This window comes from Rhodococcus cerastii (assembly GCF_033042195.1).
GTDB lineage: Bacteria > Actinomycetota > Actinomycetes > Mycobacteriales > Mycobacteriaceae > Rhodococcoides.
Genome location: NZ_JAWLKF010000016.1, coordinates 1 through 13,718, shown reverse-complemented (window position 1 = coordinate 13,718; position 13,718 = coordinate 1). Strand labels below are relative to the sequence as shown.

17 protein-coding genes are annotated in these 13,718 nt (G+C 65.1%); 3 read left to right on the top strand and 14 right to left on the bottom strand.

The annotated features are described in order from the left end of the window. Positions 1–4: 4 nt before the first annotated feature. The gene (locus R3P93_RS21355; protein WP_243596839.1) at positions 5–925 is read right to left on the bottom strand and encodes an SMP-30/gluconolactonase/LRE family protein; all 921 of its coding nucleotides are present in this window, start codon (positions 923–925) and stop codon (positions 5–7) included. Positions 926–994: 69 nt separating this feature from the next. Then, the gene (locus R3P93_RS21350; protein ID WP_243596838.1) at positions 995–1,138 is read right to left on the bottom strand and encodes a hypothetical protein; all 144 of its coding nucleotides are present in this window, start codon (positions 1,136–1,138) and stop codon (positions 995–997) included. A gap of 181 nt (positions 1,139–1,319) precedes the next feature. On the opposite strand from R3P93_RS21350, the gene dapD reads away from it, so the two are divergent. Further along, positions 1,320–2,273 (top strand): 2,3,4,5-tetrahydropyridine-2,6-dicarboxylate N-succinyltransferase, encoded by a 954-nt coding sequence (dapD, locus tag R3P93_RS21345; RefSeq protein ID WP_317534023.1) that lies wholly within the window; start codon positions 1,320–1,322, stop codon positions 2,271–2,273. Between the two features lie 89 nt (positions 2,274–2,362). Here dapD and R3P93_RS21340 read toward each other — a convergent pair whose 3' ends face one another. The 5 genes from R3P93_RS21340 to R3P93_RS21320 all read right to left on the bottom strand — a co-directional run bounded on the left by R3P93_RS21340 (position 2,363) and on the right by R3P93_RS21320 (position 5,853). Further along, a complete protein-coding gene (locus tag R3P93_RS21340) occupies positions 2,363–3,802 on the bottom strand; it encodes an HNH endonuclease signature motif containing protein (RefSeq protein ID WP_317534022.1) in 1,440 nt (479 codons plus the stop codon). 91 nt (positions 3,803–3,893) lie between these two features. Continuing rightward, a complete protein-coding gene (locus R3P93_RS21335) occupies positions 3,894–4,334 on the bottom strand; it encodes a nuclear transport factor 2 family protein (protein WP_317534021.1) in 441 nt (146 codons plus the stop codon). Between the two features lie 26 nt (positions 4,335–4,360). Next, positions 4,361–4,816, bottom strand: coding sequence for a 6,7-dimethyl-8-ribityllumazine synthase (locus R3P93_RS21330; RefSeq protein ID WP_317534020.1), 456 nt, complete (start codon positions 4,814–4,816; stop codon positions 4,361–4,363). Positions 4,817–4,826: 10 nt separating this feature from the next. Next, entirely contained in the window at positions 4,827–5,258 is a 432-nt protein-coding gene (locus R3P93_RS21325; protein WP_317534019.1) for a DUF1810 domain-containing protein, read from the bottom strand. A gap of 10 nt (positions 5,259–5,268) precedes the next feature. Continuing rightward, on the bottom strand, positions 5,269–5,853 hold the full coding sequence (locus tag R3P93_RS21320) for a TetR/AcrR family transcriptional regulator (RefSeq protein WP_317534018.1): 585 nt from the start codon (positions 5,851–5,853) through the stop codon (positions 5,269–5,271). Between the two features lie 61 nt (positions 5,854–5,914). Between R3P93_RS21320 and R3P93_RS21315 the strand changes: the two genes are divergently transcribed. Beyond that, positions 5,915–6,676, top strand: a complete 762-nt coding sequence (locus tag R3P93_RS21315; RefSeq protein WP_243596831.1) for an SDR family NAD(P)-dependent oxidoreductase — start codon at positions 5,915–5,917, stop codon at positions 6,674–6,676. A gap of 4 nt (positions 6,677–6,680) precedes the next feature. Here the strand turns inward: R3P93_RS21315 and R3P93_RS21310 are convergent, their stop codons facing one another. The 6 genes from R3P93_RS21310 to R3P93_RS21285 form a co-directional block, all read right to left on the bottom strand. Beyond that, positions 6,681–7,166 (bottom strand): CoA-binding protein, encoded by a 486-nt coding sequence (locus tag R3P93_RS21310; protein ID WP_317534017.1) that lies wholly within the window; start codon positions 7,164–7,166, stop codon positions 6,681–6,683. Continuing rightward, on the bottom strand, positions 7,163–8,461 hold the full coding sequence (locus tag R3P93_RS21305; RefSeq protein WP_317534016.1) for an O-acetylhomoserine aminocarboxypropyltransferase/cysteine synthase family protein: 1,299 nt from the start codon (positions 8,459–8,461) through the stop codon (positions 7,163–7,165). Before R3P93_RS21305 ends, R3P93_RS21310 begins: the two co-directional genes overlap by 4 nt. A 4-nt stretch (positions 8,462–8,465) precedes the next feature. Continuing rightward, positions 8,466–8,978, bottom strand: a complete 513-nt coding sequence (locus tag R3P93_RS21300) for an OsmC family protein (protein ID WP_317534015.1) — start codon at positions 8,976–8,978, stop codon at positions 8,466–8,468. A gap of 190 nt (positions 8,979–9,168) precedes the next feature. Further along, positions 9,169–9,828 carry an SDR family NAD(P)-dependent oxidoreductase gene (locus tag R3P93_RS21295; protein ID WP_317534014.1) on the bottom strand — a complete coding sequence of 220 codons (660 nt, stop codon included), beginning with the start codon at positions 9,826–9,828 and terminating at the stop codon, positions 9,169–9,171. A 49-nt stretch (positions 9,829–9,877) separates the two neighbouring features. After that, positions 9,878–10,924: an ABC transporter substrate-binding protein gene (locus R3P93_RS21290; protein WP_317534013.1), complete on the bottom strand. Its 1,047-nt coding sequence runs from the start codon at positions 10,922–10,924 to the stop codon at positions 9,878–9,880. Between the two features lie 45 nt (positions 10,925–10,969). Then, positions 10,970–12,385, bottom strand: a complete 1,416-nt coding sequence (locus R3P93_RS21285; protein WP_243596825.1) for an acyl-CoA synthetase — start codon at positions 12,383–12,385, stop codon at positions 10,970–10,972. Between the two features lie 2 nt (positions 12,386–12,387). On the opposite strand from R3P93_RS21285, the gene R3P93_RS21280 reads away from it, so the two are divergent. Continuing rightward, on the top strand, positions 12,388–12,813 hold the full coding sequence (locus R3P93_RS21280) for a hypothetical protein (protein ID WP_317534012.1): 426 nt from the start codon (positions 12,388–12,390) through the stop codon (positions 12,811–12,813). A gap of 13 nt (positions 12,814–12,826) precedes the next feature. On the opposite strand, the gene R3P93_RS21275 is transcribed toward R3P93_RS21280, so the two are convergent. Continuing rightward, entirely contained in the window at positions 12,827–13,444 is a 618-nt protein-coding gene (locus R3P93_RS21275; RefSeq protein WP_317534011.1) for a LysE family translocator, read from the bottom strand. Positions 13,445–13,718: the final 274 nt, after the last annotated feature.

Genomic DNA, 13,718 nt, shown 5'->3' with positions numbered 1-13,718 from the left:
AACTCTAGGCCGTGGATCCCGGAATCTCGCGGACCACGCCGTCGAAGCCGGCACCGAACAATCTTCCGCTCGAGAATCCCTGGTCGGAGCGTCCGTACGTTACGACGCTGGTCAACCGTGTACCGGTGCCGATGACACACGTCGCCCCCGGCGCATCGATGCGGACGACGGAGCCGCCTGCGTTGAGCGGCACCACCGGGCGTCCGGCATCGTCGAGGGTCAGCCCGTCCGGGGCCGCGAAGCTGTCGAGACCCGACAGGTCGAGCACGCTTTCCGGTGCCGAGGGGTTGGCGATCGGAATTCGGCTGACCCCTGGGTTCACGAATGTTCGCGAGACGTACAGGTACCGATCGGCGGCGTCGAGCACTGCGCCGTTGGCGCTGGGGAAGCGCGCCCATGCTGGGTCGACCGCGCCGTCGGGGCCGATCCGGCCGATGAGCGAGCCGAAGTCGTTGGTGGCGTACACCGTTCCGTCGGCGGCGACGGCAAGTCCGTTCGCCGCACTGAGACCCTTCGCGAAGGGAGTGACGGCAAGGGTGTCGACGTCGAGTCGAACGATCCCCGCGGACTTGACGACGTCGCCGACGAAGACGCGAGGGTCGGCTCCGTAGCCGACCAGCAGGGTGCCGTCGGGCATCCATGCCAGAGCTCCGCCGCCGCCGCTGGGGACCTTGGCGATGGGGTACGCGGGCCGGCCCGGCGCGTCGATGCGGTACACCCGGCCGGACACGATGTCGGTGACGTAGGCGCGACCCGACGCGTCGACGGCAAGGCCCTCCAGTGCAGCCCCCGGAATTCTTGCGACCACTGCCGACTTCCCGCCGACTCCGACGCAGTTGGGTGCGGCAGCTGCGGCACCGGAACCGGCAACCACGCCGGTCACCGTCAGAAGTGATGCAGCGATCACCGAAATTATCGAACGCATGGCTATTGACCTGCTCGAACTCATGACATCCCCCGCCTACGGCGACCCCCTGTCAGCCGATGGGCATGTCTACCACGCCTCGGCGACAACCAAACCGAAAGCGACTCCGAGGATGATCGTCGCGGCCAGCGTCGTCACCAATCCGGTGAAGGAGACGCCGTCCATCATCACTGCTGCGGCTCCTCGGCTGCGCGAGCCGGTACGGGTGATCACCGGTGAAACTCTGTCAGCTCCCCCGCCCCCTACCCGTCCACCGGCATCCCGATGCGATCACACTCGGCAGTCGAATCGGTAACGAACCGACGCGGCATCAGGATCGGAATCCGGAAACAGTCCGAGTACCCGCGATGACGGGTGAACCCGCGCGCGAAACCCACCGCGTATTCTTCCTGCCGTGAGCGCACAGGGAGCATCAGCAGTAGGAATTGCCAACATCACGACGTCGGGTGTCGTTCTGGACACCTGGTTTCCGAGCCCTGAGCTCGGGTCGGGCTTCGAGGCCGGCACCACCCGACTCGAGGGTTCGGATGTCCCCGAGGAGCTGGCCGCTCTCGTCGGACCGGACGAGGCGCGCGGCGTCGAGGTAGTCGCAGTGCGCACCAGCATCGCCTCGCTCGACGACGCCCCGATCGACGCGCACGATGCATATCTGCGACTGCATCTGCTCTCGCACCGGCTGGTTCGGCCGCACGGGCAGAACCTCGACGGAGTGTTCGGCCTCCTCGCCAATGTCGTATGGACCAACTTCGGCCCCGCGGCGGTCGACGGCTTCGAGACGGTGCGCGCGAAGCTTCGCGCCCGCGGCCACGTGACGGTGTACGGCGTCGACAAATTCCCGCGTCTGGTCGACTACGTCGTTCCCACCGGCGTTCGTATCGCCGACGCCGATCGCGTTCGTCTCGGTGCTCATCTGGCCAGTGGAACGACGGTCATGCACGAGGGCTTCGTCAACTTCAATGCCGGCACGCTCGGCAACTCGATGGTGGAGGGCCGCATCTCGGCGGGCGTCGTGGTGGGCGACGGTTCCGACGTCGGCGGCGGTGCGTCGATCATGGGCACCCTCTCCGGCGGTGGCAAGAACGTCATCTCCGTCGGCAAGAGCTGCCTGCTCGGTGCGAACTCCGGGCTCGGCATTTCACTCGGTGACGACTGCGTCGTCGAGGCGGGGCTGTACATCACCGCCGGAACGAAGGTCAGTGGTCCGGATGGAACTGTGGTGAAGGCGGCGACATTGTCCGGCAAGTCCAACCTGCTGTTCCGTCGCAACTCGCTGTCGGGTGCTGTCGAGGTGGTGCCGTGGAAGGGTACCGGCGTCGAACTGAACGCGGCATTGCACGCCAACGACTGAGAGTTCGATTCACTCGAATCATTCTGTTGAACAACCTCTTCCAGCCCCGCACCGTGTTCTCGGTGCGGGGCTGGAGCTTTTCTTGGGGGTCAGGCGATGTGGGGGCCTGCGCGGGCGTGGGATTGTCGCGGTTGTCGGTAAGGGTCGACGGTGGCGGGTGGGACGAACCAGGGGTGGTTGTCGGTGCCGATGAACACTTCCCAGTCACTGTGGTGCATCAGGCGGTGGTGGAATCCGCACAGTAGGACCAGGTTGTCCATGTCGGTGGGGCCGCCGTCGGCCCAGTGCCAGATGTGATGTCCTTCGGTCCAGGCGGCGGGTTTTCCGCAGCCGGGGAACGCGCAGCCGTGATCGCGGGCGGTGAGGGCTTTTCGTTGTTTGGCGGTGACGGTGCGGGCGGTGCGGGCGAGGTTGAGCGGGTTACCGTCCTCGTCCATCACGATGGCGGTGAGAACACAGTCGCAGGCGAGTTGGCGGGAAGCATTGCGGGAGAGTGGTCCCATCCACGGCAGCCAGCCGACTGACGTGCCGTCGCCGAACAGGTCCCGATAGGCACCACGATCCGGGGCAGCGTCGCTTCCGCAGCCACTGCCTGTGTCGTCATCCGACTTCTCTTCAGCATCGGGCGTGATCGGGTGTCCGGTGTTGATGTCGACCGGATCGACAGTGTCGGATTCGGTTGCTGCGCGTGCAGTTTCGTCGTCTGCGATGTCGTCGGCGTCGGCAGTGTCGGCAGTGTCGGCGGTGTCGGCGGTGTCGGCGCTGTCGCGGAGGTCGGTGAGATCGCGCAGGCTGATGTGCAGATTCAGGTGCGGGCGTTCACCGCCTTCGATGGGTCGATTGCTCGAGGCGAGGTATTGGTCGAGGATGTGCCCGAAGGCGTCGGCGCGCCGTTTGGCGGGGCTGCGGTCATCTGGGGTGCCGTCTGCGGCGGGTTGCGGTTCGGTCAGCGGTGAGAGTGCGGTGAGGAGTTTTTCTCCGGTGACAGCGTCGACATCCATCTTCGCCACCAGACGTCCGTTCAAGGTTGTCGAGGCGAACAGTTCGTTGCGGTCGGTGTTCTCGGGTGGTGGGGTCTTGCCGCCGAACTCGTCCTCGAGCTTGGTGATCGCTGCCCGGATCCGGCCGGTGCGCGCTTCGGGCCCGGTCGCGGCGGCGATCAGCGCGGTGCGGGCCATATCGCGGCCCTCTTCCGGGAGGTCCTTCGGTGGGGTTTCGGCGAAGGTGAGGATGAGGGCGGCGTGGTCGATGGAGATGCTGCCGGTGTTGACGGCGTCGGCGATGTCGGGGAAGTTCTTCATGCCGCGGGCGAGGGCGACGATCTTGGTGGCCTTGGACGGTGAGAGCAGGGTGGTGGAGGTCAGCCAGCCGGCGGGTCCGGGAAATCCGAGCTTTTCGCGGCTCACGCGGGTGTCGATCTCGGCGACGAGGGCGATGCGTCGGGCCTCCAACAACTGAATTTGGTGGGAGACCGTGGCGGCGTCGGCGAGCAGTTCGCTCTCGCTCAGTTGCCAGATCTCCGTGGTCATGGAAGCAAGTGTATCGAACGTGCGTTCGACTAGCAACCATCGTTGAATCGAAAACTGTTGCCCTGCTTAACTATTCACTATGCAGAACCTGTCAGTGGGGTGTGGTATCGGCGACGGACCCGGCTACGGGCGTTCCCTGGTGATAGAGGATTCTCCAATCACCCTCGCGTCGCTGCCACAACGTCATTCTGCGGGTGAATCTATTGTGCTGTTCGAGCGAGTAGGTCAGTAGATAAGCGTTCGGGGCGATCTCGCGGAGCTCGAACTCACTGGCAGTCCAGTCGGAGTCGTGCCGACCGGTGGGGTCGGACGCATATCGCTGCGCAAGAACAGCCCAGACGTGTTCGCGACTGTAGCGACGACCGGAGGCACCGGTCTCCCAGAAGTTCGCATCCGTGAGCCGATCGAAGTCCTCGCGCGTGGTACCGAACTCGCGGCGGTGGAAGATCGGTTCCCGTCTTTCGAGCTCGGCCAGTACCAGTTCCGGGGATCCGTCGTAGTCGGGCTCGCTCGCAGCATCGAGTATCCACAACCGATACCGTGTGAGGGATTGAACCGTTATGTAATGGTCCCCAGTGACGCCAGAGTTTTGACAACCGCCCGCGCCGCCTCGGCACCCTTCGTCTCCAGGTGCGCGGTGAAGAAGGCCTTGTGGTCAGCGTGTTCGTGGAAGTGGTGTGGCGTCAGCACCACGGAGAACACCGGCACGTCGGTGTCCAGCTGCACTCGCATCAGGCCGTCTATGACCGCCGTTTCGACGAAGTCGTGTCGATAGATTCCGCCGTCCACCACCAGCGCGGCGGCAACGATCGCCGAGTACTTTCCGGTCTTGGCGAGCCGCTGTGCGTGCAGCGGGATCTCGAATGCCCCGGGCACCTCGAACACGTCGATGGGCGTCTCGCCCCGACCGAGCTCCTTCAGCTCGGCGGCGAATCCCACTCGCGCGCGATCGACGATGTCCAGGTGCCAGCTGGCGTGGACGAAGGCAATGGATCCGGCGAGTGGAGTGGTCATGGGTGCGATGCTAGCGGTATCGCTCGTCGAGCAAGTCGAGTGTCGGGCCATCGAATTCACCGACGAAGTACTTCTGCAACACTTCGCCGAATACGGACGGACCCCCGGTAGCTTCGGCGAACAGCGTCATGGACGAATGCAGCTTCAGGTTGTCGGGATAGCCGAAGATGTCGTCGACCGTCCGTCCTTCGACAGCCACCACAAGCCGTGCCGCCTTCTTCAGGCGAGGCCCAAGCACTTCGTGCGACAGATACAGTTCCGCCTCGGTCAGATCCGCGATGCCGAAGTGCTGAGCGGTCGCACTACGCCCCAAGCCGGCCAACTGCGGGAACACGAACCACATCCAGTGCGTCTGTTTCCGTCCCGCTTTCAGCTCCCGCGTCACCACAGTCCAGACGGGATCCTGAGCGTCGACGAAGCGTTGCAGGTCGTATTCGGTCATGCCGTTCAACCTAGGTGAACCCGCGCAGCAGTGTGTCGACGGTGGCGTCGAGCAGATCCTCGGTCGGGACGCCGTCGAGCAGGTCGCCGGTGGCCAGCATCGCGAGTCCGTGCACGCTCGCGAATGCCACTCGCGCGAGGATCTCCGTTGGAGCCTCGGTGATCACACCGGCTGCTATGGCTTCGCCGAGCAATGCCTCGGTAGCGGTCATACTTTCGTGCGCAACACTTTTCAGCTTCTCGCTGGCGTCGGGATGATGCTTGGTGCTGTACATGACGTCCAGCAACTCCGGGTGTTCGACGGCGAATCCCACGTAGGCGCGGGCAACTCCACGGAACCGAGCCATCAGCTCACCGGGCCCCGTTGCCGCTGTGACCATCCGGCGGTTCAGTTCCTCGAAACCGTGCAGCGCCAGCGCATCCAGGAGCGCTTGCTTGTCGCGGAAGTGGCGCGCCGGGGCACCGTGACTGACGCCGACATCTCTGGCCAGCTGCCGAAGCGACAACGCCTCGACTCCGCCGTGCGCGATGCTCCGTTCGGCCTCGTCGAGCAACACCGCGCGCAGGTCGCCGTGGTGGTAGCGCTGCGTTGCCATGCATTCACCCTAGGTGATGTTGGCGTTGACAACAATGCTGACACTGCCTACATTGGCTGCCATGACTTCCACAGCGCTCATCACCGGAGCAAGCTCGGGCCTCGGCGAGGAATTCGCCACCCGCTTCGCCGCACGCGGCGAGAACGTCGTCCTCGTGGCACGACGCGCCGATCGGTTGAACACCCTGGCGCGGCGCATCGAAACCGAGCACGGCGTGACGGCCACCGTCGTGGTCATGGACCTGGGCGCGCCCGGTGTCGGCGCAGCCCTGCGAACCACGCTGGTGGACAAGGGAATCACCCCCACAACCCTCGTCAACAATGCAGGCTTCGGGACGCACGGAAAGTTCACCGACGAGGATCCTGCGCGCATCGCCGCCGAGATCGCACTGAACGTGAGCGCCCTGGTCGACCTGACGCACGCATTTCTGCCGAACCTCACCGGCGCGTTGATCAACATCGCGAGTACTGCTGCGTACCAACCCACCCCCAACATGGCCGTCTACGGTGCCACGAAGGCCTTCGTCCTCAACTTCACCGAAGCGCTGGCATTCGAGCACCGCACCTCGTCGCTGAAGATTCTCGCGCTCTCCCCCGGCCCCACCCGCACCGAGTTCTTCGACGTCGTCGGAACCGGCGACGCCGCGGTGGGTAACTACCAGACCTCCGAGCAGGTGGTCTCGACGGCTATGCGCGCGTTGGATTCTCGCCGCACCCCCGCCAGCGTCGTATCCGGCCTGTCCAACAAGATCAGCGCCGGCGGTGTGCGTTTGGCCCCACGTTCACTGGCCGCGAAGATCAGCGGTCGCCTGCTGAAGGCCTGAACCGCTAACCGCGCGTACGACGCGAATCGATCACTCCCGTATCGAATCCGGCCAGATGCAACCCTCCGTGGAATCGGGCGTGTTCGATCTTGAGGCACCGATCCATGACGACGTTCAATCCGGCTGCTTCGGCGTCGTGGGCCACCTGCTCGTGCCACAGTCCCAGCTGCAACCAGATCGTCTTCGCCTGCACTGCAATGGTTTCGGAGAGAACGTCGGGCAAGTCGTCGTACTTGCGGAACACGTCCACCATGTCCGGTCTCTTCGGGAGATCGGCGAGCGTCGGGTACACGGGCGTGCCCTCGATGTCGGCAACCGTCGGATTCACGAGAAATATCTCGTAGTTGCTCGTCGACGACAGATACCGGTTGACGAAGTAGCTTGCCCGCGAGGGATTCTTGGACGCACCGACGATCGCGACGGTCTTCGTCTCACGCAGGATGCGTTGCCGCTGCGGCGCGGACGGGCCCTGCCAGGTGCGTTCGCTCATGACCGCGCCTTTCCTGTTGCCAGTGTCAGGGCCTGATCCAGGTCCCACAGAATGTCCTCGGCATCTTCGAGTCCGACGCTGATGCGTATCAGCTCTGGGCCGACACCTGCTCCGCGGAGTTGCTCGTCACTCAGTTGTCGGTGGGTGGTGCTGCCCGGGTGGATCACCAGCGTGCGCACGTCACCGATATTGGCGACATGGCTGGCGACCTGAACGCTCTCGACGAACGCCTGACCGGCCTCGCGGCCACCGTCGATTCCGAAAGCGAATACCGCACCAGGGCCGGCGGGTAGGTACTTCGCTGCGCGGTCGTGATGCGGATGCCCCTCCAGCCCAGCCCATCTCACGTACTCGATCCGGGAATCTGCTTCGAGCCATTCGGCGACCACTCGGGCATTGCCGACATGCGCGTCCATGCGCTGCGGCAACGTTTCCACCCCCTGGATCAAGGTGAACGCCGATTGCGGTGCCAACGCGCCCCCGATGTCGCGCAGTTGCTCACTGCGCAGTTTGGTCAGAAAGCCGTACTCGCCGAAGTTTCCCCACCACGACAGCCCGCCGTAGGAGGCCACCGGTTCTGTCATTTGCGGGAATTTGCCTGAGCCCCAGTCGAATCGTCCGGACTCGACCACCACTCCCCCCAGCGTCGAACCGTGCCCGCCGAGAAACTTCGTCGCCGAGTGAATCACGATGTCGGCACCGAATTCGATAGGCCGGCTGAGCCACGGCGTCGCCATCGTCGCGTCGATCACCAGCGGAATTCCGTGATCGTGGGCGACGGCGGCGAGACCCTCGAGGTCGGCGATCTCCCCCGACGGGTTACCGATGATCTCCGCGTAGATCAGTTTGGTCGAACCCGTCACCGCTGCTGCGTAATCCGACGGATCGGTGCCGGGAACGAACGTGGTCTCGACGCCGAAGCGACGGAGCGTGACGTCCAGCTGGGTCACCGTGCCGCCGTACAGCCCGGCCGCGGCAACGATGTGGTCTCCGGTGCCGGCAAGCGCAGCGAACACTGCGAACTCGGCCGCCAACCCACTGGCGAACGCAACCGCTCCGATGCCGCCTTCGAGGCTCGCAATGCGCTCCTCGAAGGCGGCGACGGTGGGGTTACCGATACGACTGTAGACATTGCCGTACTTCTGCAGAGCGAACAGATCGCCTGCGTCCGCAGAATTCTCGAACACGTAGCTCGCCGTCTGGTAGATCGGCACCGCACGCGAACCGGTGGAAGGATCCGGCCTCGCTCCGGCGTGAATTGCTCTGGTACGCAGGCCGAATGTCCGTTCGCTCATGACGTCAGGCCGTTTCGAGAACGGTGTGGATCGGAGTGGGATTGCGCGTCAGATCCAGCACGGGGCAGTGGTCGTCGACGGCCTTCTGCAGCTCCTCGTACCGCTCCCGTGACTCGGGACCGGAGACGGTCACGACGACGCGCACCTCACCGAACCCGGGACGAACGTCGTCGTCGAAACCGAAGAAGCCGCGAACGTCGAGGTCACCCTCGGCCTTGGCCTTGATGTCGTCGACGACGATCCCGAGCTTCTCCGCCCAGACGCGGTAGGTGACCACCTGGCAGGACAGCAGCGACGCCAGGTAGTACTCGACCGGGTTGGCCGCCTTGTTCTCACCGCCGAGGGCAGGGGGCTCGTCGACCTCGACGGTGTACTTGCCCAAGGTGACGGTGCTGGCAACAGCGTCGTGCGCGGTGACCGAAGCCCGGAAGACTGCCTGCGCGTTCTTCGGATCGGCCTGCACGGCATCGTCGGTGGCAGCGATGACGCCGCCGAGATGAGACACAGATGTGGTCATGGGAAATTCCTGTTCGATTCGAGGGTTGCCGGAACGACCCGAGAAGCGCGAAATGCTCGTCGGGGATGGGTTCGATCGACAGTTACGAACAGGAAGAAGTGCAGACGAGACCGAAGTCGATGGTGCGACGACGCACGAGCCTTCTGGCTGCGTCGATCACGTGTGTCTCGGTCACGATGCCGACAATAGCCTACGAGAACTGATCCGCGCCGACGTCCGTCTCATCGTCGACGATCGCCGCGACGATACGTGCGGCCACCGCATCCGGAGTCAGACCCTGCGGTAGTTTCGGTGCCTGCCCGGCGATCGGCCGTGTCGCCAGTCCCGTCTCGGTGTGCGGCGGACGCACGTCCACGATTCGGATCTTCGACTTACGTGCCTCTGTACGAACGCTTTTCAGCAATGCGCTCACCGCGGCCTTGGTCGCCGAGTAGGCACCCATGTTCGGCATCGGCTTGTCGGCCACGACGGCGCTGATGTTGAGCACGAACCCGCCCTGACCCAGGGTGGTCAGCGCTTCGCGAAGCACCCGCAGCGGTGCCAGATAGTTCAGCAGCAGCAATTCGTCGACGGTGTCGTCGTCCACTTCGGTCACCGGACCGAACGCCACGACACCTGCGGCGATGACGATCCCGTCCAAGCCACCGTGGTGTTCGACGGCCTCCGCGACCACCGAGCGAGCCGAATCCGGAAGCGTCAGATCGGCATCGACCGTGTGATGGTCCGACTCGATGCTCCGGCCGCTCACGGTCAACCGAGCACCGGCCTGCGCGAGCTGCTCGACGATCGGTCCGCCGAGACCGCCACTGGCACCGAATACGAGAATGCGTGCACCGTCGAGTGTCGTCATACTTTCGAGGCTAACGGCCACCTCACACCCCCGCTGACGACGGCGTTCATCAGAGCAGTTCGGCTGCGCGGCGGACCACATCGATGCAGATGTCGAGATTGAGCGGGCTCAACGTCGAGAAGCCTTGAGCCACTTCGCCTTGCTCGAGCACCACCACCCGGCCCGCCGCGACGCTCGGCAACGAGGTGAACAGTCCGGTATCGACGATCCCGGCCGAGCCGAAGTCGAACACGACGAGTACGTCGGCATCGGCGAGAACGTCGGCGTTCTCAGTGGAGAACTCGGGGCGCGGGGCGTCCGCGGTCGCTCCGTCGGACAGAGCGGCGACCGTCGTGAACCCGGCTCGTCGGAACAGATCCACGGCGGGGATGGACTCGTGCCCCAGCCCGTAGAACATCGACGTGTCGTAGGCGGCGATCAAACCGACCGTGGCACCGCCGACGTCGAGCCCGTCGAGCGCGGCGGACATTCGCGCCTCGGTGTCCGCGATGAGTTCGTCGGCGCGATCTCGCCGATCGAGTGCGTCGCCGATCATCTCGAGGTTGCGCCGCCAGTCGAACGACGCGATCTGGACAACGGAGGCGAGCGATTCGAGCTGAGAACGAGAATCGGCCACCCCGTCGTCTCCGATGATGAGATCCGGTTCGGCTGCGGCGATGCGCTCGGTGTCGATCGACTCGCCGAGGGAGATCCGCTCACTCGACCCGCCGAGTTCGATGAGGGCGTTCTCGTGCCACTCCCAGGACCTGTTCGGTGCGCCGATCATCTCGGCGAAGCCCTCGCGCACCCCGAACTGCACGGGAACGACGCCCAGCGCGAGCACCGTGTCGAGGTCCCACAGGTTGGCCACACACGCCACCCGCTGCGGCCGACGGTCGATCACGACGGACTCACCGGCATCGTCGACGATCGTACGGGGATAGCCGTCCCCTGCAGTCCCGTCGCCCGACGGCTGCTCCTCACCGCTCCCGCATCCGGCCAGCAAGGCCGCAAGCGCGACGCTGCCGATGAGGAACTCACGACGCGTCGCCGCCTCGATCGTGTTTGTCTCGAACTGGGTTTCCCCGATAGCGAATGCAGGCGCAGGTGCGGTCATGACCCGGAATAGTAGGCATGCCTAACCTAGGTCGTCAAGAGGATGTCAGCCGAGCAGCTTCTTCTGAACTTTGCCCATGGCATTGCGCGGGAGGGAGTCGACCACTCGAATCTCGCGGGGCCGCTTGTGAATCGACAGCTCGGTGGCCACCAGATCGATCAGCACCCGATCCTCCACATCGGTACCGACGACAAACGCCACGATGCGCTGACCGAGATCGGCGTCGGGCATACCGACCACGGCCACCTCGTCGACGCTCGGGTGGCCCAGCAACACGGTCTCGATCTCCCCCGCGCCGACGCGATAGCCGCCGGATTTGATCAGGTCCGTCGACGCTCGCCCGACGATGCGGTGGAAGCCGTCCGGCTCGATGAGGGCGACGTCTCCGGTATCGAACCAGCCGTCCTCGGTGAAGGTCTTCGCTGTCGCGTCGGGGTTGTTCAGGTAACCGTCGAACAGCATGGGGCAGCGGATCTGCAGCGCGCCGATGGATTCGCCGTCGTGCGGCAGGATTTCGCCCTTCTCACCGCGCAACCGTGTCTCGACGCCCGCGACCGGCAGTCCCACCGAGCCAGCGCGCCGCTCCCCGTCGGCGCGGGTGCTGATGGTGATGAGGGTTTCGCTCATGCCGTATCGCTCGATCGGCGCCTGCCCGGTGAGTTCACGCAGCTTCTCGAACACCGGAACCGGGAGCGGCGCACTGCCGGACACCAGCAGTCGGGCGTGGGCCAGGGCGCGGGCGGACGTCTCGTCCGCGGCGATGCGCGACCACACGGTCGGCACTCCGAAGTACAAGGATCCACGCGCGGCCGCGTAGAGCTCCGGCGTCGGCTTACCGGTGTGGATCAGCGGGCTGCCCACACGCAGTGGGCCGAGGACACCGAGGATGAGACCGTGGACGTGGAACAACGGAAGTCCGTGCACCACAGTGTCTCTCGAAGTCCATGCCCACGCCTGCGCCAACGCGTCCAGGCCGGCGGCGATGGCACTGCGCGAGATCAGTACGCCTTTGGGTGGGCCGGTGGTACCGGAGGTGTAGAGGACGAACGCGACCGAGGACGGCTGCGGTTCGGCGTAGCTGTGCCACGAGCGTGCGTGCTGACGCACCGGCAGGACCTCCAGCCCGGAGGTGTCCGACGGTGCCTCACCGAGCCATGCCTGGGCACCCGAGTCGCGAAGGATGTGCTCGCGTTCGGCGATCCCTGCGTCCGGCGGAACCGGCACCACGGTGACTCCGGCGATCAGCGCGCCCACGACCGCGAGCACCGTCTTGACCGACGGCGTCGCGTAGATCGCGAGGCGGTCGGCTCGCGAGATGCGTTCGGCAACCGAGGTCGCCGCACCCAGGATGTCGGCACGGGAAAGCGAGACACCGTCGATGGTGATGGCGTCGGGAATATCGTCTCCCCGCGCAACGGCGAGTGGGTTCAGTGAACGAAGCAGCACATGGCTACCGTACATACATGGACGTGGACGGAATCGACACCGGCGACTACGCCGAGTACATGACGGTCGCCGCCGGTGACCTGCAGGCGGGTGTCTATCTGATCGGAACCGACGCCGAGCAGGACACCGATTCCGAGGACGACCTCGACCTGGACCTCGAGGACTCCGGTTCCGACGATGACGACATCGACATCGCGCACGTCACCGACGGCGCGCCCAGGCTGGTCTACTCGGTGCAGTCCGACGACTTCTGGACCCGGGTGGAGTTGGCCGATCTTCGAGCCACTCAGCTCTACGAGGAAGCGCACGCACGCAATCCCGAGGTCAACACCGAACCCAAACGCTTCACCACCGTCGAGGCGTTCGGCAGCAACGAACTGGTCTACATCCTGCGCATCCGACGCGGCGGCTGGGATGGGATCGAGCCGGTACTCGAGCCGTGATCGGCGCGCTCCGCTAGGCGGCGGACCCGACAGTTCCGACGCCGAGCGCAACCAGGAATCCAGCGCTGATTCGGTCCAGCCAGTCGGTCACCGCGGGCCTGCTCAGCAAAGCCACCGCACGTGAGGCGAGAACGGAGAACACTCCCATCACCAGCGCGGCGACAACCACCTCGACCAGCCCGAGCGTCATGGCACCGGCGAAGGTGACCACGGTCAGGAACTGCGGCACCACCGCAAGGTAGAACAGTCCGACCTTGGGATTGAGCGCGCACGAAAGAACACCCGCACCGAACGCCGACCACGCAGACGCAGCGACAGGCACCAGCGGCTCACCGGCCACCTTGTTCTTGCGTCGCGCCCCGAAAGCCTTCACGCCCAGGTACAGCAGATACAGCCCACCGAGGATCTTGACGACGCGATACGCCGTCGCGGATTGCTCGACGATCGCCGCCAGCCCGACGGCTACCAGCACGGCCCAGAACAGTCCACCGATCGCGACGCCCATCGCCGCCGCGATCCCGGGCTTGAGACCGCCGATGCTGTACCGCAGCACCAGAAACGAATCGGGCCCGGGCAGAATCGCCAGCAGAAAGCACACACCGGCGAAGCTGAGCAGCAGGCTGAGGGTCATGGGTACATGAGAACACCCGGTCCGAGCTGGGTCCAACTGACGTGAGTGTCCACAATTCACGTCGGCAGGCGGGATCCCGTCAGCCGTGGGAAATTGTGGACACTCAGCGCACCAACGTCAGCCGAGACGAGGATTCGCGCGGTCGTACGCCAGCCAACTGACGTGAGTGTCCACAATTCACGTCCAGCGACGGAATCCGGGCTGTTTCGATTTCGAGGTGGCCGTCGTTGGGCTGGGTGTGCGCGTAGGAACTATCGGGGTCGCGGGCGGGCCC